Origin of the sequence: Streptomyces sp. NPDC058470 (assembly GCF_042721055.1) — a bacterium.
Taxonomy (GTDB): domain Bacteria; phylum Actinomycetota; class Actinomycetes; order Streptomycetales; family Streptomycetaceae; genus Streptomyces.
In genome coordinates this window covers 1-15,323 of sequence record NZ_JBHXMF010000110.1, presented here as the reverse complement: position 1 = coordinate 15,323, position 15,323 = coordinate 1, and the positions used below count along the sequence as shown (strand labels likewise).

Here is a 15,323-nt window from a genome sequence, read left to right as displayed (position 1 = left end):
CGGCGATATCGCCGGAGCCCTTCGCCCTGTCCACCCGGGACGGTTACGTCGTCTTCAGGGCCTGCGCCATCTTGGTCAACTGCCCGAAGGACGCCGTCCCGGTCACCACCGTCGTGGAGTCCTTGGCCCTGAGCACGAGTGCGTCGTACTTGGCGCCCTCGTACCGCTGCCACGTCTGGTCGCCTATGCGCTGGGTGGCCTGCGTCTCCTCGGCGCCCTGACTGGCCGCGGCGATGAACGCGGCCGACTTCTCGGTGGACTGCTCGACTGCCACGTACTGGCCGTCGGGGTCCTGGAAGCCCAGGTGCCAGGCGTCGAACTCCGAGCCGTCGTACCGCACCGACGTCGCCTTCCACGCCGTGGGCAGCCCCTCGGGCGCCGCCACGGGATAGGCCGCCGCGCGGCGAGCGGTGAGCAGCTCGACGCGGTAGTCGACGCGCTTGAGCTCGGGTTCGGAGTCGTCGTGCGGGATGAAGACGTAGATGACGCCCGCCACGAGCCCGATGAGGGCCAGGGAAAGAATCATGTCCCGGACCGACTGCTTGCCTTTCATACCTGCCACGGCTCTATCCTCGCAGGCGCCCTGGCCTGCTCATCCGTGGGGTCCCCTGCTCATTTTGTCAGCCTAACGATAGAGTCGAGGTACACCCTCATCCGGCCGTCGTCGTATCAGAAAGGTGCGTCTCGATGACCGAGCATCAATTGCCGTCCGAACTCGAGGTCCCCTCAGAGGCCCCCGACCGAAACCTCGCCCTGGAACTGGTCAGGGTCACCGAAGCAGCCGCCATGGCCGCAGGCCGCTGGGTCGGCCGCGGCGACAAGATCGGCGCCGACGGGGCCGCCGTGCGCGCCATGCGAACCCTCGTCTCCACCGTCTCGATGAACGGCATCGTCGTCATCGGTGAGGGTGAGAAGGACGAGGCCCCGATGCTCTTCAACGGAGAGCACGTCGGTGACGGGACCGGCGCCGAGGTCGACATCGCCGTCGACCCGATCGACGGAACCACCCTCACCGCGAAGGGCATGACGAACGCGATCGCCGTGCTCGCTGCCGCCGACCGCGGCACCATGTTCGACCCGTCCGCGGTCTTCTACATGGACAAGCTGGTCACCGGCCCGGAGGCCGCCGACTTCGTCGACATCAACGCGCCCGTGTCGGTGAACATCCGCCGCGTCGCCAGGGCGAAACGGTCCTCGCCCGAGGACGTCACCGTCGTCATCCTCGACCGGCCGCGGCACGACGGGATCATCAAGGAGATCCGCGAGACGGGCGCCCGGATCAAGCTGATCACCGACGGCGATGTCGCCGGCTCGATCCTGGCCCTGCGCGAGGGCACCGGCATCGACCTGCTCCTCGGCATCGGCGGCACCCCCGAGGGCATCATCTCGGCCTGCGCCGTGAAGTGCCTCGGCGGCACCATCCAGGGCAGGTTGTGGCCCAAGGACGACGAGGAGAAGCGGCGCGCGATCGACGCGGGCCATGACCTCGACCGCGTCCTGTACACGGACGACCTGGTCTCCGGCGAGAACGTCTTCTTCGTCGCCACCGGCATCACGGACGGCGAGCTGCTGCGGGGGGTCCGGTATCGCGCCGAGACCGCGACGACCGAGTCGATCGTCATGCGGTCCAAGTCCGGGACGGTCCGGCAGATCACCTCGGAGCACCGGCTGAGCAAGCTGCGGGCGTACAGCGCGATCGACTTCGACCGGGCCAAGTAGCTCCGCCGGTTTCGCCGGGTCACTGCGGTCGCCCGTACCTGCGGGTCCGCTGTGGCTGGTCGCGCAGTTCCCCGCACCCCTGAAGATCGAGGGGCGCCCCTTGTGCGGAGGGGCGCCCCTTCTTTCGTGTGCTCCGGTCTAGCCGGCCGCGGCTATCGTCCCCGTCGGGTGGGCGGCCTTCTTCAGTTCGAGGTCGCGGCGGCGGCGACGGGCGAGGACCACGCGGCGCTCGGCGGCGGTGAGGCCGCCCCACACTCCGTACGGCTCGGGTTGCAGGAGCGCGTGTTCCCGGCACTCGACCATCACCGGACAGCGGGCACAGACGCGCTTCGCCGCCTCCTCACGGGAGAGGCGGGCCGCGGTGGGCTCCTTGGAGGGCGCGAAGAACAGGCCTGCCTCGTCCCGTCGGCACACGGCCTCCGTGTGCCATGGGGCTTCCTGATCCCTGTCCCGCACTGGCGCCCGCTGGGCCTGAACGGCGGCTAGCTGCAGGGACTGATGCGGCGGTTGCAGCACGGTCTACTCCTGACGACGGCTTCGCGAGCGTGCCGGGCGCCGCGGGAAGTCCACAGCGCCCTCCAGGGGACGATGCAGCAAGGCCTACCCGCTGTGCGCGCGCCTATGCACTGGGTTCCGAAGCCCTGGATTTCTCCACGACGACCACAGGAAGTCCGGGCTGCCGCGACTGGACCAATTCGCCCCGGGAGCCGTCGGATTCACAGGCGTCAACGGTCCAGGTGCTTGCGCAAACTCTTGTCCAGCCGGTCAGACACCCGGTCCGTCACACGGCCGAGGATGTCCGCGATCAGCTTGCCCCGCTTGGGCTTCGCCTCGACGTTTCCCAGTACGGCGAGACCGTCCACGTAGATCACAGGCGCGCCGGGATCGCCCGAATCCAGCGTGTCCACCTCGAAGTTGCCCAGCACGCCGGCGCCGCTGCCCCGCAGCGACACGTTCTCCGGGACGCGGATCTCCACGTTGCCGAAGACCGAGATCGCCTTGATCACGACCTGTTGGTACTCGAAGATCGCCTCGGTGAGGTCTATCTCGACGCTGCCGAAGACCGCGTACGCGTGGATACGGCGGCCCGCTCGCCAGCGGCCCTTGCGGACGGCGGCGCTGAACACCGCCACCACGTTGTCATCGGGCTCCAGGGGGATCGCGCCCACCGTGGGGCGGTTCGGCGCGATCGTGTACGTCGGGGTCGCGCGGGCCCCGTGAGCGGCGGGCAGGTCCCGGACGAACTGGTCCAGCTCGCCCACCGTCTTGGTGGACAGCACCCCTTCCACCCGCTCGGAGTGCTCCTCCGGGGTGAGGCGCCCCTCGGCGAGCGCGTCGCGCAGGATGTCGGTGATCCGGTCGCGGTCGGCGTCCGAGGCACGGAGCTCGGCCGGCTTCGCCACCGCCGGAGCAGACGCCGGAGCAGGCGTGGGGACTGTCGGGTCAGGGCGCTTCTGAAGGTCCACGGCATCAGCGTACCCAAACGCGATAGATCGCGACTAGGGGGTGTGGATGACGAACTGAGCCTTACCTCACAAGCTTGGTGTCCTAGTCAGGTTCTACGCTGGTGGCTGCTGCCGATGGAGGCATGCCGCTGTCCGTCAAGTGAGGAATGGGCTAGATGCCTGAGTTCGCGTACACCGATCTGCTCCCCCAGGGAGAGGACACCACTCCGTACCGGCTGGTGACCTCCGAGGGTGTCTCCACCTTCGAGGCCGACGGGCGGACGTTCCTCAAGGTCGAGCCGGAGGCGCTGCGGCAGCTCGCCGCGGAGGCCATCCACGACATCCAGCACTATCTGCGACCCGCCCACCTCGCGCAGCTGCGGCGCATCATCGACGACCCGGAGGCGTCGGGCAACGACAAGTTCGTCGCGCTCGACCTCCTGAAGAACGCGAACATCGCCGCCGCGGGTGTCCTGCCCATGTGCCAGGACACCGGCACGGCGATCGTCATGGGCAAGCGCGGGCAGAACGTGCTCACCCAGGGCTCCGACGAGGCGGCCCTCTCACGCGGCATCTACGACGCCTACCTGAACCTGAACCTGCGGTACTCGCAGATGGCTCCGCTCACCATGTGGGAGGAGAGGAACACGGGTTCGAACCTCCCCGCACAGATCGAGCTGTACGCGACGGACGGCGGCGCGTACAAGTTCCTGTTCATGGCCAAGGGCGGCGGCTCCGCCAACAAGTCGTTCCTCTACCAGGAGACGAAGGCGGTCCTCAACGAGGGCTCCATGATGAAGTTCCTGGAGGAGAAGATCCGTTCACTCGGTACGGCCGCGTGCCCGCCGTACCACCTGGCGATCGTGGTCGGCGGTACGAGCGCCGAGTACGCCCTGAAGACCGCGAAGTACGCGTCCGCGCACTACCTGGACGAGATTCCGGCCGAGGGTTCCGAGCTCGGGCACGGTTTCCGGGACAAGGACCTTGAGCAGAAGGTCTTCGAGCTGACGCAGCGGATCGGGATCGGGGCGCAGTTCGGGGGCAAGTACTTCTGCCACGACGTGCGGGTGGTGCGGCTTCCGCGGCATGGTGCGTCCTGCCCGGTCGCCATCGCGGTGTCCTGCTCGGCCGACCGGCAGGCGCTCGCGAAGGTCACCGCCGAGGGCGTCTTCCTGGAGCAGCTGGAGACCGACCCGGCGCGCTTCCTTCCGGAGACCACGGACGAGCATCTGGAGTCGGACCGTGACGTCGTCCGCATCGACCTCAACCAGCCCATGGGCGACATCCTCGCCGAGCTGACGAAGTACCCGGTGAAGACCCGGCTCTCGCTCTCCGGGCCGCTCGTCGTGGCGCGCGACATCGCGCATGCCAAGATCAAGGAGCGGCTCGATGCGGGTGAGGAGATGCCGCAGTACCTGAAGGACCATCCGGTGTACTACGCCGGGCCGGCGAAGACTCCCGAGGGGTACGCCTCCGGTTCCTTCGGGCCGACCACCGCCGGGCGGATGGACTCCTATGTCGAGCAGTTCCAGGCGGCGGGCGGGTCCAAGGTGATGCTGGCGAAGGGGAATCGGTCCGCGCAGGTCACCAGCGCGTGTGACGCGCACGGGGGCTTCTATCTCGGGTCCATCGGTGGGCCCGCGGCGCGGCTTGCCCAGGACTGCATCAAGAAGGTCGAGGTCGTCGAGTACGAGGAGCTCGGCATGGAGGCCGTCTGGAAGATCGAGGTCGAGGACTTCCCGGCGTTCGTCGTCGTCGACGACAAGGGCAACGACTTCTTCCAGGACCCTGCACCGGCGCCTACGTTCACTTCGATTCCGGTACGGGGGCCTGGACTGGGGTAACTCTTTTCGCCCCCTCCGTCTCTACCCGTCCCTCGCCCCTGGGGGCTACCGCCCCCAGGCCCCCGCTGCCGGCCTGAACGGCCTCGTCCTCAAACGCCGGACGGGCTGAAAACGCCGCCCCCGCGGGTGGGTGGGGGATGGAGATGGGAATAGCGACGGCGTCGCCTCGCGGTCAATCGCCGGACGGCTGAAAGACCCGGCTGAAGGATCTCCCGGGTGGGGAAAGATTCAGCCTCTCCGGCGTTTGAGGAGGGGGGTGCAGGGGGCAGCGCCCCGGCGGGGTCTGGGGCGGAGCCCCAGGGGCGAGGGACGGGTAGGGGCGGAGGGGGCGAAAAAACCTCACCAGGGAACACCACCGCCCGCGAACACGGTTACCCCTGTATGAGCGACTACCGCATCGAGCACGACTCCATGGGCGAAGTCCATGTCCCCGTCGACGCCAAGTGGCGGGCCCAGACGCAGCGGGCCGTGGAGAACTTCCCGATCTCCGGCCAGCATCTCGAACGCGCTCACATCGAAGCCCTCGCCCGGATCAAGGCGGCCGCGGCGAAGGTGAACGGCGAGCTGGGCGTCGTCGGGAAGGACATCGCCGAGGCCATCCAGGAGGCGGCCGCCGAAGTCGCCCGGGGTGACTGGGACGCGCACTTCCCCGTGGACGTGTTCCAGACGGGGTCAGGAACCTCGTCCAACATGAACGCCAACGAGGTCATCGCCACGCTCGCGACGGAGCGGCTAGGCAGGGACGTACACCCCAATGATCACGTCAACGCGTCCCAGTCGTCGAACGACGTGTTCCCGTCGTCCATCCACATCGCCGCCACCGCCGCCGTGACCCGCGACCTCATCCCCGCCCTCGACCACCTCGCCGCGTCGCTCACCCGCAAGTCGGAGGAATTCGCCGACGTCGTGAAGTCGGGCCGTACGCACCTGATGGACGCGACGCCGGTGACGCTGGGGCAGGAGTTCGGGGGGTACGCGGCCCAGGTGCGGTACGGGGTCGAGCGGCTCAACGCCTCGCTGCCGCGGCTGGCCGAACTGCCGCTGGGCGGGACGGCCGTGGGGACCGGGATCAACACGCCGCCCGGGTTCTCCGCCGCCGTGATCGCGGAGGTGGCCAGGAACACCGGGCTGCCGCTGACGGAGGCGCGCGACCACTTCGAGGCGCAGGGGGCGCGCGACGGGATCGTGGAGACGAGCGGGCAGCTCAGGACGATCGCGGTCGGGCTGACGAAGATCGCGAACGACCTGCGATGGATGGCTTCCGGGCCGCGTACGGGGCTCGCGGAGATCAGCCTGCCGGATCTGCAACCGGGGTCCTCGATCATGCCGGGCAAGGTGAATCCGGTCATTCCCGAGGCCGTGCTGATGGTCGCCGCGCAGGTCATCGGCAACGACGCGACCGTCGCCACCGCCGGAGCGGCCGGGAACTTCGAACTCAACGTCATGCTGCCGGTCATCGGCAAGAACGTGCTGGAGTCCGTCCGGCTGCTCGCCAATGTCTCGCGGCTGCTCGCCGACCGGACCGTGGACGGAATCGTCGCGCACCGCGAACGGGCCCGGGAGTACGCCGAGTCGTCACCGTCGGTCGTCACGCCGCTGAACAAGTACATCGGGTACGAGGAGGCCGCCAAGGTCGCCAAGAAGGCGCTGGCGGAGCGGCAGACGATCCGCCAGGTCGTGCTGAAGGCGGGGTATGTGGAGCGGGGCGATCTGACGGTCGAGCAGTTGGACGAGGCCTTGGATGTCCTGCGGATGACGCGTCCGTAACGGGCTTCGCCCTCCGAAAAACAGCTGATGTCACCTTCGTAACGTCCTGCGGCCGGTGGGGAGAACCATGACGCACTCCACAGCGTCGTATGCCCCGGGCACCTAATATCTGGTCATGACAGACGGTGGAGCGGTGAGAGAAGTGGAAACGGGCGGCTCGACGGCGCACTGGGCCCCCGGGAGTCAGATCCTGTGGCGGTACCGGGAGAACGCCGGCGAGCGCTTCCACATCTGCCGCCCGGTGACCGTCGTACAGGACGACGACGAACTGCTGGCCGTGTGGATGGCACCCGGCACCGAGTGTGTGCGGCCGGTGCTGGCCGACGGCACGCCCGTACACGGAGAACCGCTCGAGTCCCGCTACACGAAGCCGCGCACGGTGCGGCTCGACCGCTGGTTCGGCACGGGGGTCCTCAAGCTGGCGCGGCCCGGCGAGCCCTGGTCGGTGTGGCTTTTCTGGGAGCCTGGATGGCGTTTCAAGAACTGGTACGTGAACCTTGAGGCGCCGATGGCCCGTTGGGAGGACGGTGTCGACTCGGAGGACCACTTCCTGGACATCGCCGTGCATCCGGACCGGAGTTGGCGCTGGCTGGACGAGGACGAGTTCGCGCAGGCTCAGCGGGCCGGTCTGATGGACGCCCAACTGGCCGGAAGGGTAAGGGAAGCGGGGTGGGCCGCGGTGGAGGTGATCCGCTCCTGGGGTTCGCCGTTTCGCGACGGCTGGCAGCACTGGCGGCCCGATCCGACATGGCCGGTTCCCGCCCTCCCCGATGACTGGGACCGTACGCCCGCGCATGTGTCCTCATGAGACCCTTGATGCGCCCCCGTGGTACAACCGTAGGATCGTCTTCCGCAAGGGCGCACGGCAGGAACAACTCCCGCAGTATGGGGCGGGCTTGACCATACGTCACCGAGGGGCGGCAAGACGTGAGCGAGGGGTACGAGGGCCACGGCCGTACGGCGGGCGGGCGGCCGCAGCGGCCGGACCGGACCGCGACGGCGTCCGGCGGAGCCGCAACTGCGCTCCGGCCGGTAACGGACCAGCCCGGTCCTGACGACGCGCAGATTCCGTTCCTGGAGCACACATTCCGGGTATCGGGGCTGCGGGACGAACTGTGCGCACAACGCGCAGCCCCGGACGGACGGATTCGACACGCGTGACGGAGCACCCCACCTCGCACGAGCGCCGCAAGCCCGGCGCCGGCCGGCCAGCCGCCCCCGCGGACCCACGCGGGGCGCTCCTGCATACCCCGGAGCAGCCGTCGCAGGTCTCAGGAAACACAGGGTTACCGGTACAGGCACGCTCGGGCGACGCCCCGTCCGGACCGGGTACGGCGGTGCCCTGCCCGCCGGGGCCGTCCGCCGCTCAGGCCTCGGCCGGCACCGACACGCCTTCGCCGGCATCCCCCGGCCCTGAGCACGCCCAGTCCTCGGCCGCCGTGCCCGATCCGCACCGCCCGCGCCCCGCTCCCGACAGCATTCCGGTCCAGCAGGGCGCCGATCAGGAGCGGCCGTCGGCGAGCTCCGGCGGCACGGACCGGCGTACCGGACAGAGCCTGCCGCCGGGAGGCCCGATGCCGATGCGGCGGGACGGGGACCGGCTGCGCTTCGTCGGCGCCGCGACCCGCAGGATCGCCCGGGGCATCGACCTCGACGAGATCGTGATGGGTCTGTGCCGGGCGACCGTGCCGACCTTCTCGGACGAGATCCTGGTCTATCTGCGCGACCCGCTGCCGGTCGGTGACGAGCGGCCCACCGGGCCCCTCGTGCTGCGGCTGCGGCGCACCGACCGGATCCCCGCGGAGCGGGCGGCGGAGAACGCCCTGCCGCCCGCGTTCCAGCCAGAGCCCGTCGAGCTGCCGCCGGTCTCCGCCGAGCTGTGCGAGGTACGCCCCGGTGGCGCCCTCGCCGAGGTGCTGCGCGGTGTACGGCCCGTGTTCGCGGACGCGCCCGCGGCCCGTGCCGCGCTGCCCGAGCTGCTCGGCGACGAGCTGTCCGTGCCGTGCGGGCAGCGCGCGATCCTGGCCCCGCTGCGCGGCCGCCGCCGGGTGATCGGCGCCGCACTGTTCCTGCGCCGTCCGGAGCGGTTCGCCTTCGAGACCGATGACCTGCTGGTCGCCGCCCAGCTGGCCACGCACACCGCGCTCGGGATCGACAAGGCTGTGCTGTACGGGCGGGAGGCGTACATCGCCGACGAGCTGCAACGCACGATGCTGCCCGAGACGCTGCCCAGGCCCACGGGTGTGCGGCTGGCATCCCGCTATCTTCCGGCCGCCGAGACCGCGCGCGTCGGCGGCGACTGGTACGACGCGATCCCGCTGCCGGGCAGCCGTGTCGCCCTCGTCGTCGGTGACGTCATGGGCCACTCGATGACCTCGGCCGCCATCATGGGCCAGCTGCGGACGACCGCACAGACCCTCGCCGGGCTCGATCTGCCGCCGCAGGAGGTGCTGCACCACCTGGACGAGCAGGCGCAGCGCCTGGGCACCGACCGGATGGCGACCTGCCTGTACGCCGTCTACGACCCGGTCTCACACCGGATCACGATCGCCAACGCGGGCCATCCTCCGCCGGTCCTGCTGCACCTGGGCGGCCGGGCCGAGGTGCTGCGGGTGCCGCCGGGCGCCCCCATCGGCGTGGGCGGGGTGGACTTCGAGGCGGTCGAGCTGGACGCGCCCGCCGGGGCGACGCTGCTGCTCTACACCGACGGCCTGGTCGAGTCCCGTCTCAGAGACGTGTGGACCGGGATAGAGCAGCTGCGTGAGCGGCTGGCCGCGACCGCGGCGCTGACCGGGCCGGACCATCCGCCGCCGCTGGAAGCGCTCTGCGACGACGTGCTCGACATGCTCGGCCCGGGCGACCGGGACGACGACATCGCGCTGCTCGCCGCCCGCTTCGACGGGATCGCGCCGAGCGATGTCGCGTACTGGTACCTGGAGCCGGAGGCCGCGGCCCCGGGGCGGGCCCGGAAGCTCGCCCGGCGGGCGCTGGCTCGCTGGGGCATGGAGGAGATGAGCGACTCCGTGGAGCTGCTCGTCAGCGAACTCGTGACCAACGCCGTGCGCTATGCGTCACGGCCGGTGACGCTGCGGCTGCTGCGTACGGACGTCCTGCGCTGCGAGGTCGGTGACGACGTGCCGCAGCTGCCGCGGCTGCGGCAGGCGCGCGCCACGGACGAGGGCGGACGCGGGCTGATCCTGGTCAACAAACTGGCCAGACGGTGGGGCGCCACGCGGCTGAGCACGGGAAAGGTCGTCTGGTTCGAGTTGAACCGGAGCTGAGGGGGGTACCCGCGCGGGGCCCTCCTCAGCAGCCATCCAGATGCGAACCGGAATTGGACGCAGTCCAAATGTTGCCGACATCCCGTCGGCGGAGTTGACTGCTGTGGTGGACGAAGCGACCTAACAACCCTCTTCTTTGACGGGAGGACGCTCGTGACTCAGGCACCCCAGAAGGCTCCGTACACCACGAACAACGTCGGAATTCCGGTGGAGAGCGACGAACACTCGCTCACCGTGGGTCCTGACGGCCCGATCCTGCTCCAGGACCACTACCTCATCGAGAAGATGGCCCAGTTCAACCGGGAGCGGGTCCCCGAGCGTGTGGTGCACGCCAAGGGCAGTGGCGCGTACGGATTCTTCGAAGTCACCAACGACGTCAGCCAGTTCACCAAGGCCGACCTCTTCCAGCCGGGCAAGCGCACCGACATGCTGGCGCGGTTCTCCACCGTCGCCGGCGAGATGGGCTCGCCCGACACCTGGCGCGACCCCCGCGGTTTCGCGCTCAAGTTCTACACCGAGCACGGCAATTACGACCTGGTGGGCAACAACACCCCGGTCTTCTTCGTCCGTGACACGATCAAGTTCCAGGACTTCATCCGCTCGCAGAAGCGGCACCCGGCCACCGGGCTGCGCAGCAACGACATGCAGTGGGACTTCTGGACCCTCTCCCCCGAGTCGGCACACCAGGTGACCTGGCTGATGGGCGACCGCGGCATCCCGAAGACGTACCGCCATATGAACGGCTACAGCTCCCACACCTACATGTGGATCAACGGCGCCGGTGAGCGGTTCTGGGTGAAGTACCACTTCAAGACCGACCAGGGCATCGAGTTCCTCACCCAGGCCGAGGCGGACGAGCTCGCCGGTCACGACGCGGACAAGCACCGCCGCGACCTGTACGAGTCGATCGAGTCCGGGAACGCGCCGAGCTGGTCCCTGAAGGTCCAGATCATGCCGTTCGAGGACGCGGCGGACTACCGCTTCAACCCCTTCGACCTGACCAAGGTCTGGCCCCAGGGGGACTACCCGCTGATCGACGTCGGCCGGATGACCCTCAACGAGAACCCGGACGACCACTTCATCCACATCGAGCAGGCCGCGTTCGAGCCGTCGAACCTGGTGCCGGGCATCGGCCCCTCGCCGGACAAGATGCTGCTCGGCCGGCTCTTCTCGTACCCGGACACCCACCGGTACCGGATCGGCCCGAACTACAACCAGCTGCCGCCCAACCGGCCGCGCTCCCCGGTGAACTCGTACGCCAAGGACGGCCCGATGCGCTACGAGGCGTCCAACGCGGCGATGCCGTACGCGCCCAACTCCTACGGCGGCCCCGCGGCCGACTACGGGCGCTTCGGTGACCCCGCGAGCTGGCAGACCGCCGGCGAGCTGGTCCGCGAGGCGTACGCGCTGCACCGCGAGGACGACGACTGGGGCCAGGCGGGCACGATGGTCCGCCAGGTGCTGGACGACGCGGCCCGCGACCGGCTGGTGTCCAACATCAGCGGCCACCTGAAGGCCGGCGTCTCGCGTCCCGTCCTCGACCGCGCCGTCCAGTACTGGCGCAACGTCGACAAGGAGATCGGCGACCGGATCGCGAACAACGTCAACGGAGGCTGAGTACGAGCGTGGGGGCGCCGGTGTGATCAACCGGGCGCCCCCTCGCCTCGCTCACTGAGCGTTCGGATCAGCTGGATCCCCCGGGATCCCGATGGTCGCTGTCGACGTGGGAGTGGGCGCCGGCTCGGTCGTCGGTGGCTTGGACGTCGTGGGCTCTTCCGACGGGGTCACCGGAGCGCTGCTGGTGGTCGTCGGCGGCTCGGTGGTCGGTTCCTCCGTGGTCGGCTCCGTCGAGGGCGTGCTGGACGGCGTCTGCGTGACGGTGGGCGTCGAGGTGGGCTTCACCGCCGCGCCCTGCGTGGTGTCCAGGTCGAACTTGGTGACCTTGCCCATCGCGCCGAAGGTGTACTCCGCCCAGATCTCCGCCGGGAAGCCACCGCCGTTGACGCGGCCACCGCCCGCGGCGCCCGTCAGGGAGACCTGCGCGCCCTCCTTGTCGGTGCCGGGCGCGCCCTCTCCGAAGAGGCCGACCGAGGTGACCAGGTTCGGCGTGTAGCCGGTGAACCAGGCCGACTTGTTGTCGTCGGAGGTACCCGTCTTGCCCGCGACCTGCTGGCCCTTGCGGTTGTCCGCCTGGGCCACCGACACGCGGGCCGTACCGTCGTCGACCACACCCGTCAGCACCGAGGTGACGGTGTCGGCGGCTTCCACGCTGACGACCTGCTCACCGATCGGGTCGGCGAACTTGACCGTACGGTCCTTGTGCTCCGCCGACGCCACGATGGCCGGGGTGACCTTCCTGCCGTGGTTGTCGAGGGTGGCGTACATGCCCGCCATCTCCAGCGGGCTGGCGCCCATGGTGCCCAGGGTCTGCGCGGGCACCGCCTGCACTCCCTTGGTGTCCATGCCGAGGTCGGCCGCGACCTTCAGCACGTTGTCCATGCCGACGTCGACGCCCATCTGCGCGAAGACGGAGTTGATGGACTTGTTCATCGCGGTCTGGACGGTGACGTCGCCGTAGTCCTGATCGTCCTCGTTCGGCGGCGAGAAGGCGATGTCGCTGCCCTTCACGGCGCGGCCGCTCGTACCGTCGTAGATCGTGTTCGCCGTGATCGGCTTGTCGTCCTGCGTCTTGGCGTTCTGCTCCAGCGCGGCCGCGAGGATCACCGGCTTGAAGGTGGACGCGGGCTGGTAGTCGGAACGGGTCGCGTTGTTGATGTAGTGCTTGAAGTAGTCCGTGCCGCCGTACATCGCGAGGACCTTGCCGGTCTTCGGGTCGACGGACACGGCGCCGGCCTGGACGTCCGCGTCGACGTCCCGCTTCTTGGCGTCCAGGTTGCTGGTCAGCTTCGCCTTGACGGCGTCCTCCAGCTGCCCCTGCTTCTTCTTGTCGATGTTGAGCTTGATGGTCCAGCCGCCCGCGTCGACCAGCGCCTTCGCGTCGTCCAGGTCGGCGGCGGTGCCGTCGGTGACGAGTTGCTGCGCCAGCGCGTTGTTGGCCGCGTCCCAGAGGTAGCCGACCTGGCCCTCCATTCCGGGCGCGCCCTGGGGGTCCTTGGGCACCGGGAACTTCATGGCCTCGCGCTCGGCCGAGTCCAGCCAGCCCTGCTCGACCATGTTGTCCAGGGTGTAGTTCCAGCGAGCCGTGACCAGTTCCTTGCCGGTTTCCGTGGCGACCGCCCAGTCGTACTGGCTCGGCGCCTGGAGGAGCGAGGCGAGATACGCGCCCTGCGCGACGGTGAGGTCACTCGCGTCGACGCGGTAGTACGCCTGCGCCGCGGCCTGGATGCCGTACGAGTTACGGCCGTAGTAGCTGGTGTTGATGTACCCCGCGAGGATGTCGTCCTTGGACTGCTGCTGGTCCACCTTCAGGGAGATGACCATTTCCTTCAGCTTGCGCGTGACGGTCTGGTCCTGGGTGAGGTAGTAGTTCTTGACGTACTGCTGGGTGATCGTCGAGCCACCCTGCAGGCCCTTGCCCGAGAGGGTGTTGATCAGACCGCGGGCCGTGCCCTTCAGGTCGATGCCCGAGTCGGTGTAGAAGGACTTGTTCTCGGCGGCGACGAAGGTCTTCTGGACGCCCTTGGGCACCTTGGCCAGGTCCACGACCTCGCGGTTGACCTTGCCGGTGCGAGTGAGGGTCGTGCCGTCGCTGTACTGGTAGATGTTGCTCTGCAACTCCGCGGCCGCGTTGCCCTTGGGCACGTCGACGATCATGTAGAGCACGATGAAGGCGCCCATGCCGAGCAGGCAGAAGCCGAAGAACGTGCCGAGGATCGTCTTCCAGTTCAGGAACCGGCGTATGCCACTGCGGCGGCCGGCCTTGTCCTTGCCCCTGGCCGAGCGCTTGGGCGCCGCGCGGCGGTGGCCCTGCGCCTGCCGCGCTCGTCTCTCATCCGCTCGTCCCATGGGTCGATCCGCTCCGCTTCACTCTCGTGTGGCACACAGGTTCGTATCTCGGGTCAGCTCAGCAAACTAACACCGCGCGATGTGACAAAGGTCCGCCGATCCCGTCTTTTACGGACGTGAGAATCAGCACGCGGCACGCTCCAGCCCCACTGGAACCGACGAGCGAGAGGGAGGGAAGGTTGCAGAGCGGGACAACGTGTTGTCACTCAGCCGGCGCGAAGCGGGGAGACCCGGGCGAGTGGGCGTACAACCAAGTGCCGCCCAGGCGGGTCACACACATTGCGTCAAGAAAGCATACGTCCGCAAAAAGGAGGCTTTGCCATGTCCCCTTATCTCGTCAATCGGCCGATGTTACGAGTCGCGTCGGCGCTGACGCTGGCTCTCGGCGGAGGGCTGGCCGCTCCACTGGCGCTCGCCGGGACCGCCGGTGCCGCGACATCGTCGGCCACCGCGGAGGTCATCGACGGGTCAGTCGTGTACACAGCCGCCGACGGCCAGGTGAACAAGGTGACCATCACCGCGGCCCATCTCAACGGCCTCGGGAGCATCGCCTACGTCATCCAAGACGTCGTGCCGATCGACTTCGGCGACAACTGCTCGTATCGCGGCCCCAGCATTACCGAATGCGAGGTCCCGATCTCGGACAGCCAGGACCCGTACGCCACCCTGAAGGTGGATCTCGGCGATGGAAACGACACCGTCGCCTACACCAACAAGACCGAGCAGAACTACAATTTCGCGTCGATCGACCTCGGTACCGGAAATGACACGTTGACCGAAGCCAGCGGCCTCAACGGCAACTACGTCGACGGCGGTGCCGGCAACGACACCCTCGCCGTCGGGGAGGTCTCGGTCGCGATGGGCGGTGACGGCAACGACACGATCCACGCGGGCGACGGGACCCTCGCGCTGGGCAACAAGGGCAACGACACGATTTTCTCGACCGGCTTCGTCGACGGTGGCGTGGGCAACGACGTGATCAGCGGGGGTGCGGGAGGTCAGAGCCTGAACGGTGGCGACGGCGCCGACAAGATCTCCGGCGGGACCGGGAACGACCACCTGTACGGGGGGAAGGGCAACGACACCCTGTACGGCAACAGCGGCAAGGACACCCTGTACGGCAACAGCGGCAACGACAAGCTGTACGGCGGCCCCGGCACGGACACGCTCTCCGGCGGCCCGGGTACGGACACCCTCCGTCAGGATTGACCTCTGTTTGGCCGGGGAACAGCCCGTTTCCCTTGCGTGGTTCCCCACATCCCGGCGCGGACGGGCCGGGGTGGGCCCGCTGCCCCGGGGGC

Annotated in this window: 11 protein-coding genes; 7 read left to right on the top strand and 4 right to left on the bottom strand. The window is 68.8% G+C overall.

The genetic code is table 11. The annotated features are described in order from the left end of the window. Window positions 1-43: 43 nt before the first annotated feature. Window positions 44-562 (bottom strand): DUF4245 domain-containing protein, encoded by a 519-nt coding sequence (locus tag ACFWP7_RS41685; protein WP_384393573.1) that lies wholly within the window; start codon window positions 560-562, stop codon window positions 44-46. 125 nt (window positions 563-687) lie between these two features. Between ACFWP7_RS41685 and glpX the strand changes: the two genes are divergently transcribed. Further along, window positions 688-1,719, top strand: coding sequence for a class II fructose-bisphosphatase (glpX, locus tag ACFWP7_RS41680; RefSeq protein ID WP_384393570.1), 1,032 nt, complete (start codon window positions 688-690; stop codon window positions 1,717-1,719). Between the two features lie 138 nt (window positions 1,720-1,857). Here the strand turns inward: glpX and ACFWP7_RS41675 are convergent, their stop codons facing one another. Beyond that, window positions 1,858-2,235: a WhiB family transcriptional regulator gene (locus ACFWP7_RS41675; protein WP_384393567.1), complete on the bottom strand. Its 378-nt coding sequence runs from the start codon at window positions 2,233-2,235 to the stop codon at window positions 1,858-1,860. 209 nt (window positions 2,236-2,444) lie between these two features. After that, window positions 2,445-3,185 carry a DUF1707 domain-containing protein gene (locus ACFWP7_RS41670; protein ID WP_384393564.1) on the bottom strand — a complete coding sequence of 247 codons (741 nt, stop codon included), beginning with the start codon at window positions 3,183-3,185 and terminating at the stop codon, window positions 2,445-2,447. A 155-nt stretch (window positions 3,186-3,340) separates the two neighbouring features. On the opposite strand from ACFWP7_RS41670, the gene ACFWP7_RS41665 reads away from it, so the two are divergent. The 5 genes from ACFWP7_RS41665 (at window position 3,341) to ACFWP7_RS41645 (ending at window position 11,673) form a co-directional block, all read left to right on the top strand. Next, on the top strand, window positions 3,341-5,008 hold the full coding sequence (locus ACFWP7_RS41665) for a fumarate hydratase (RefSeq protein WP_384393561.1): 1,668 nt from the start codon (window positions 3,341-3,343) through the stop codon (window positions 5,006-5,008). 381 nt (window positions 5,009-5,389) lie between these two features. Then, window positions 5,390-6,775 carry a class II fumarate hydratase gene (locus tag ACFWP7_RS41660; protein ID WP_384393558.1) on the top strand — a complete coding sequence of 462 codons (1,386 nt, stop codon included), beginning with the start codon at window positions 5,390-5,392 and terminating at the stop codon, window positions 6,773-6,775. A 115-nt stretch (window positions 6,776-6,890) separates the two neighbouring features. Further along, entirely contained in the window at window positions 6,891-7,583 is a 693-nt protein-coding gene (locus tag ACFWP7_RS41655) for a DUF402 domain-containing protein (RefSeq protein WP_384393555.1), read from the top strand. A 349-nt stretch (window positions 7,584-7,932) separates the two neighbouring features. Further along, window positions 7,933-10,056: a SpoIIE family protein phosphatase gene (locus ACFWP7_RS41650; RefSeq protein ID WP_384393552.1), complete on the top strand. Its 2,124-nt coding sequence runs from the start codon at window positions 7,933-7,935 to the stop codon at window positions 10,054-10,056. A 153-nt stretch (window positions 10,057-10,209) separates the two neighbouring features. Further along, entirely contained in the window at window positions 10,210-11,673 is a 1,464-nt protein-coding gene (locus tag ACFWP7_RS41645) for a catalase (protein WP_384393549.1), read from the top strand. A gap of 51 nt (window positions 11,674-11,724) precedes the next feature. Here the strand turns inward: ACFWP7_RS41645 and ACFWP7_RS41640 are convergent, their stop codons facing one another. Continuing rightward, window positions 11,725-14,022 (bottom strand): transglycosylase domain-containing protein, encoded by a 2,298-nt coding sequence (locus tag ACFWP7_RS41640; RefSeq protein WP_384393546.1) that lies wholly within the window; start codon window positions 14,020-14,022, stop codon window positions 11,725-11,727. A gap of 321 nt (window positions 14,023-14,343) precedes the next feature. Between ACFWP7_RS41640 and ACFWP7_RS41635 the strand changes: the two genes are divergently transcribed. Continuing rightward, a complete protein-coding gene (locus ACFWP7_RS41635; protein ID WP_384393543.1) occupies window positions 14,344-15,231 on the top strand; it encodes a calcium-binding protein in 888 nt (295 codons plus the stop codon). Window positions 15,232-15,323: the final 92 nt, after the last annotated feature.

Excerpts from the sequence above, each read along its gene's own strand:
- glpX (WP_384393570.1), top strand. The coding sequence starts at position 688 with ATGACCGAGCATCAATTGCCGTCCGAACTCGAGGTCCCCTCAGAGGCC.
- ACFWP7_RS41665 (WP_384393561.1), top strand. The coding sequence starts at position 3,341 with ATGCCTGAGTTCGCGTACACCGATCTGCTCCCCCAGGGAGAGGACACC.
- ACFWP7_RS41660 (WP_384393558.1), top strand. The coding sequence starts at position 5,390 with ATGAGCGACTACCGCATCGAGCACGACTCCATGGGCGAAGTCCATGTC.
- ACFWP7_RS41655 (WP_384393555.1), top strand. The coding sequence starts at position 6,891 with ATGACAGACGGTGGAGCGGTGAGAGAAGTGGAAACGGGCGGCTCGACG.
- ACFWP7_RS41640 (WP_384393546.1), bottom strand. The coding sequence starts at position 14,022 with ATGGGACGAGCGGATGAGAGACGAGCGCGGCAGGCGCAGGGCCACCGC.
- ACFWP7_RS41635 (WP_384393543.1), top strand. The coding sequence starts at position 14,344 with ATGTCCCCTTATCTCGTCAATCGGCCGATGTTACGAGTCGCGTCGGCG.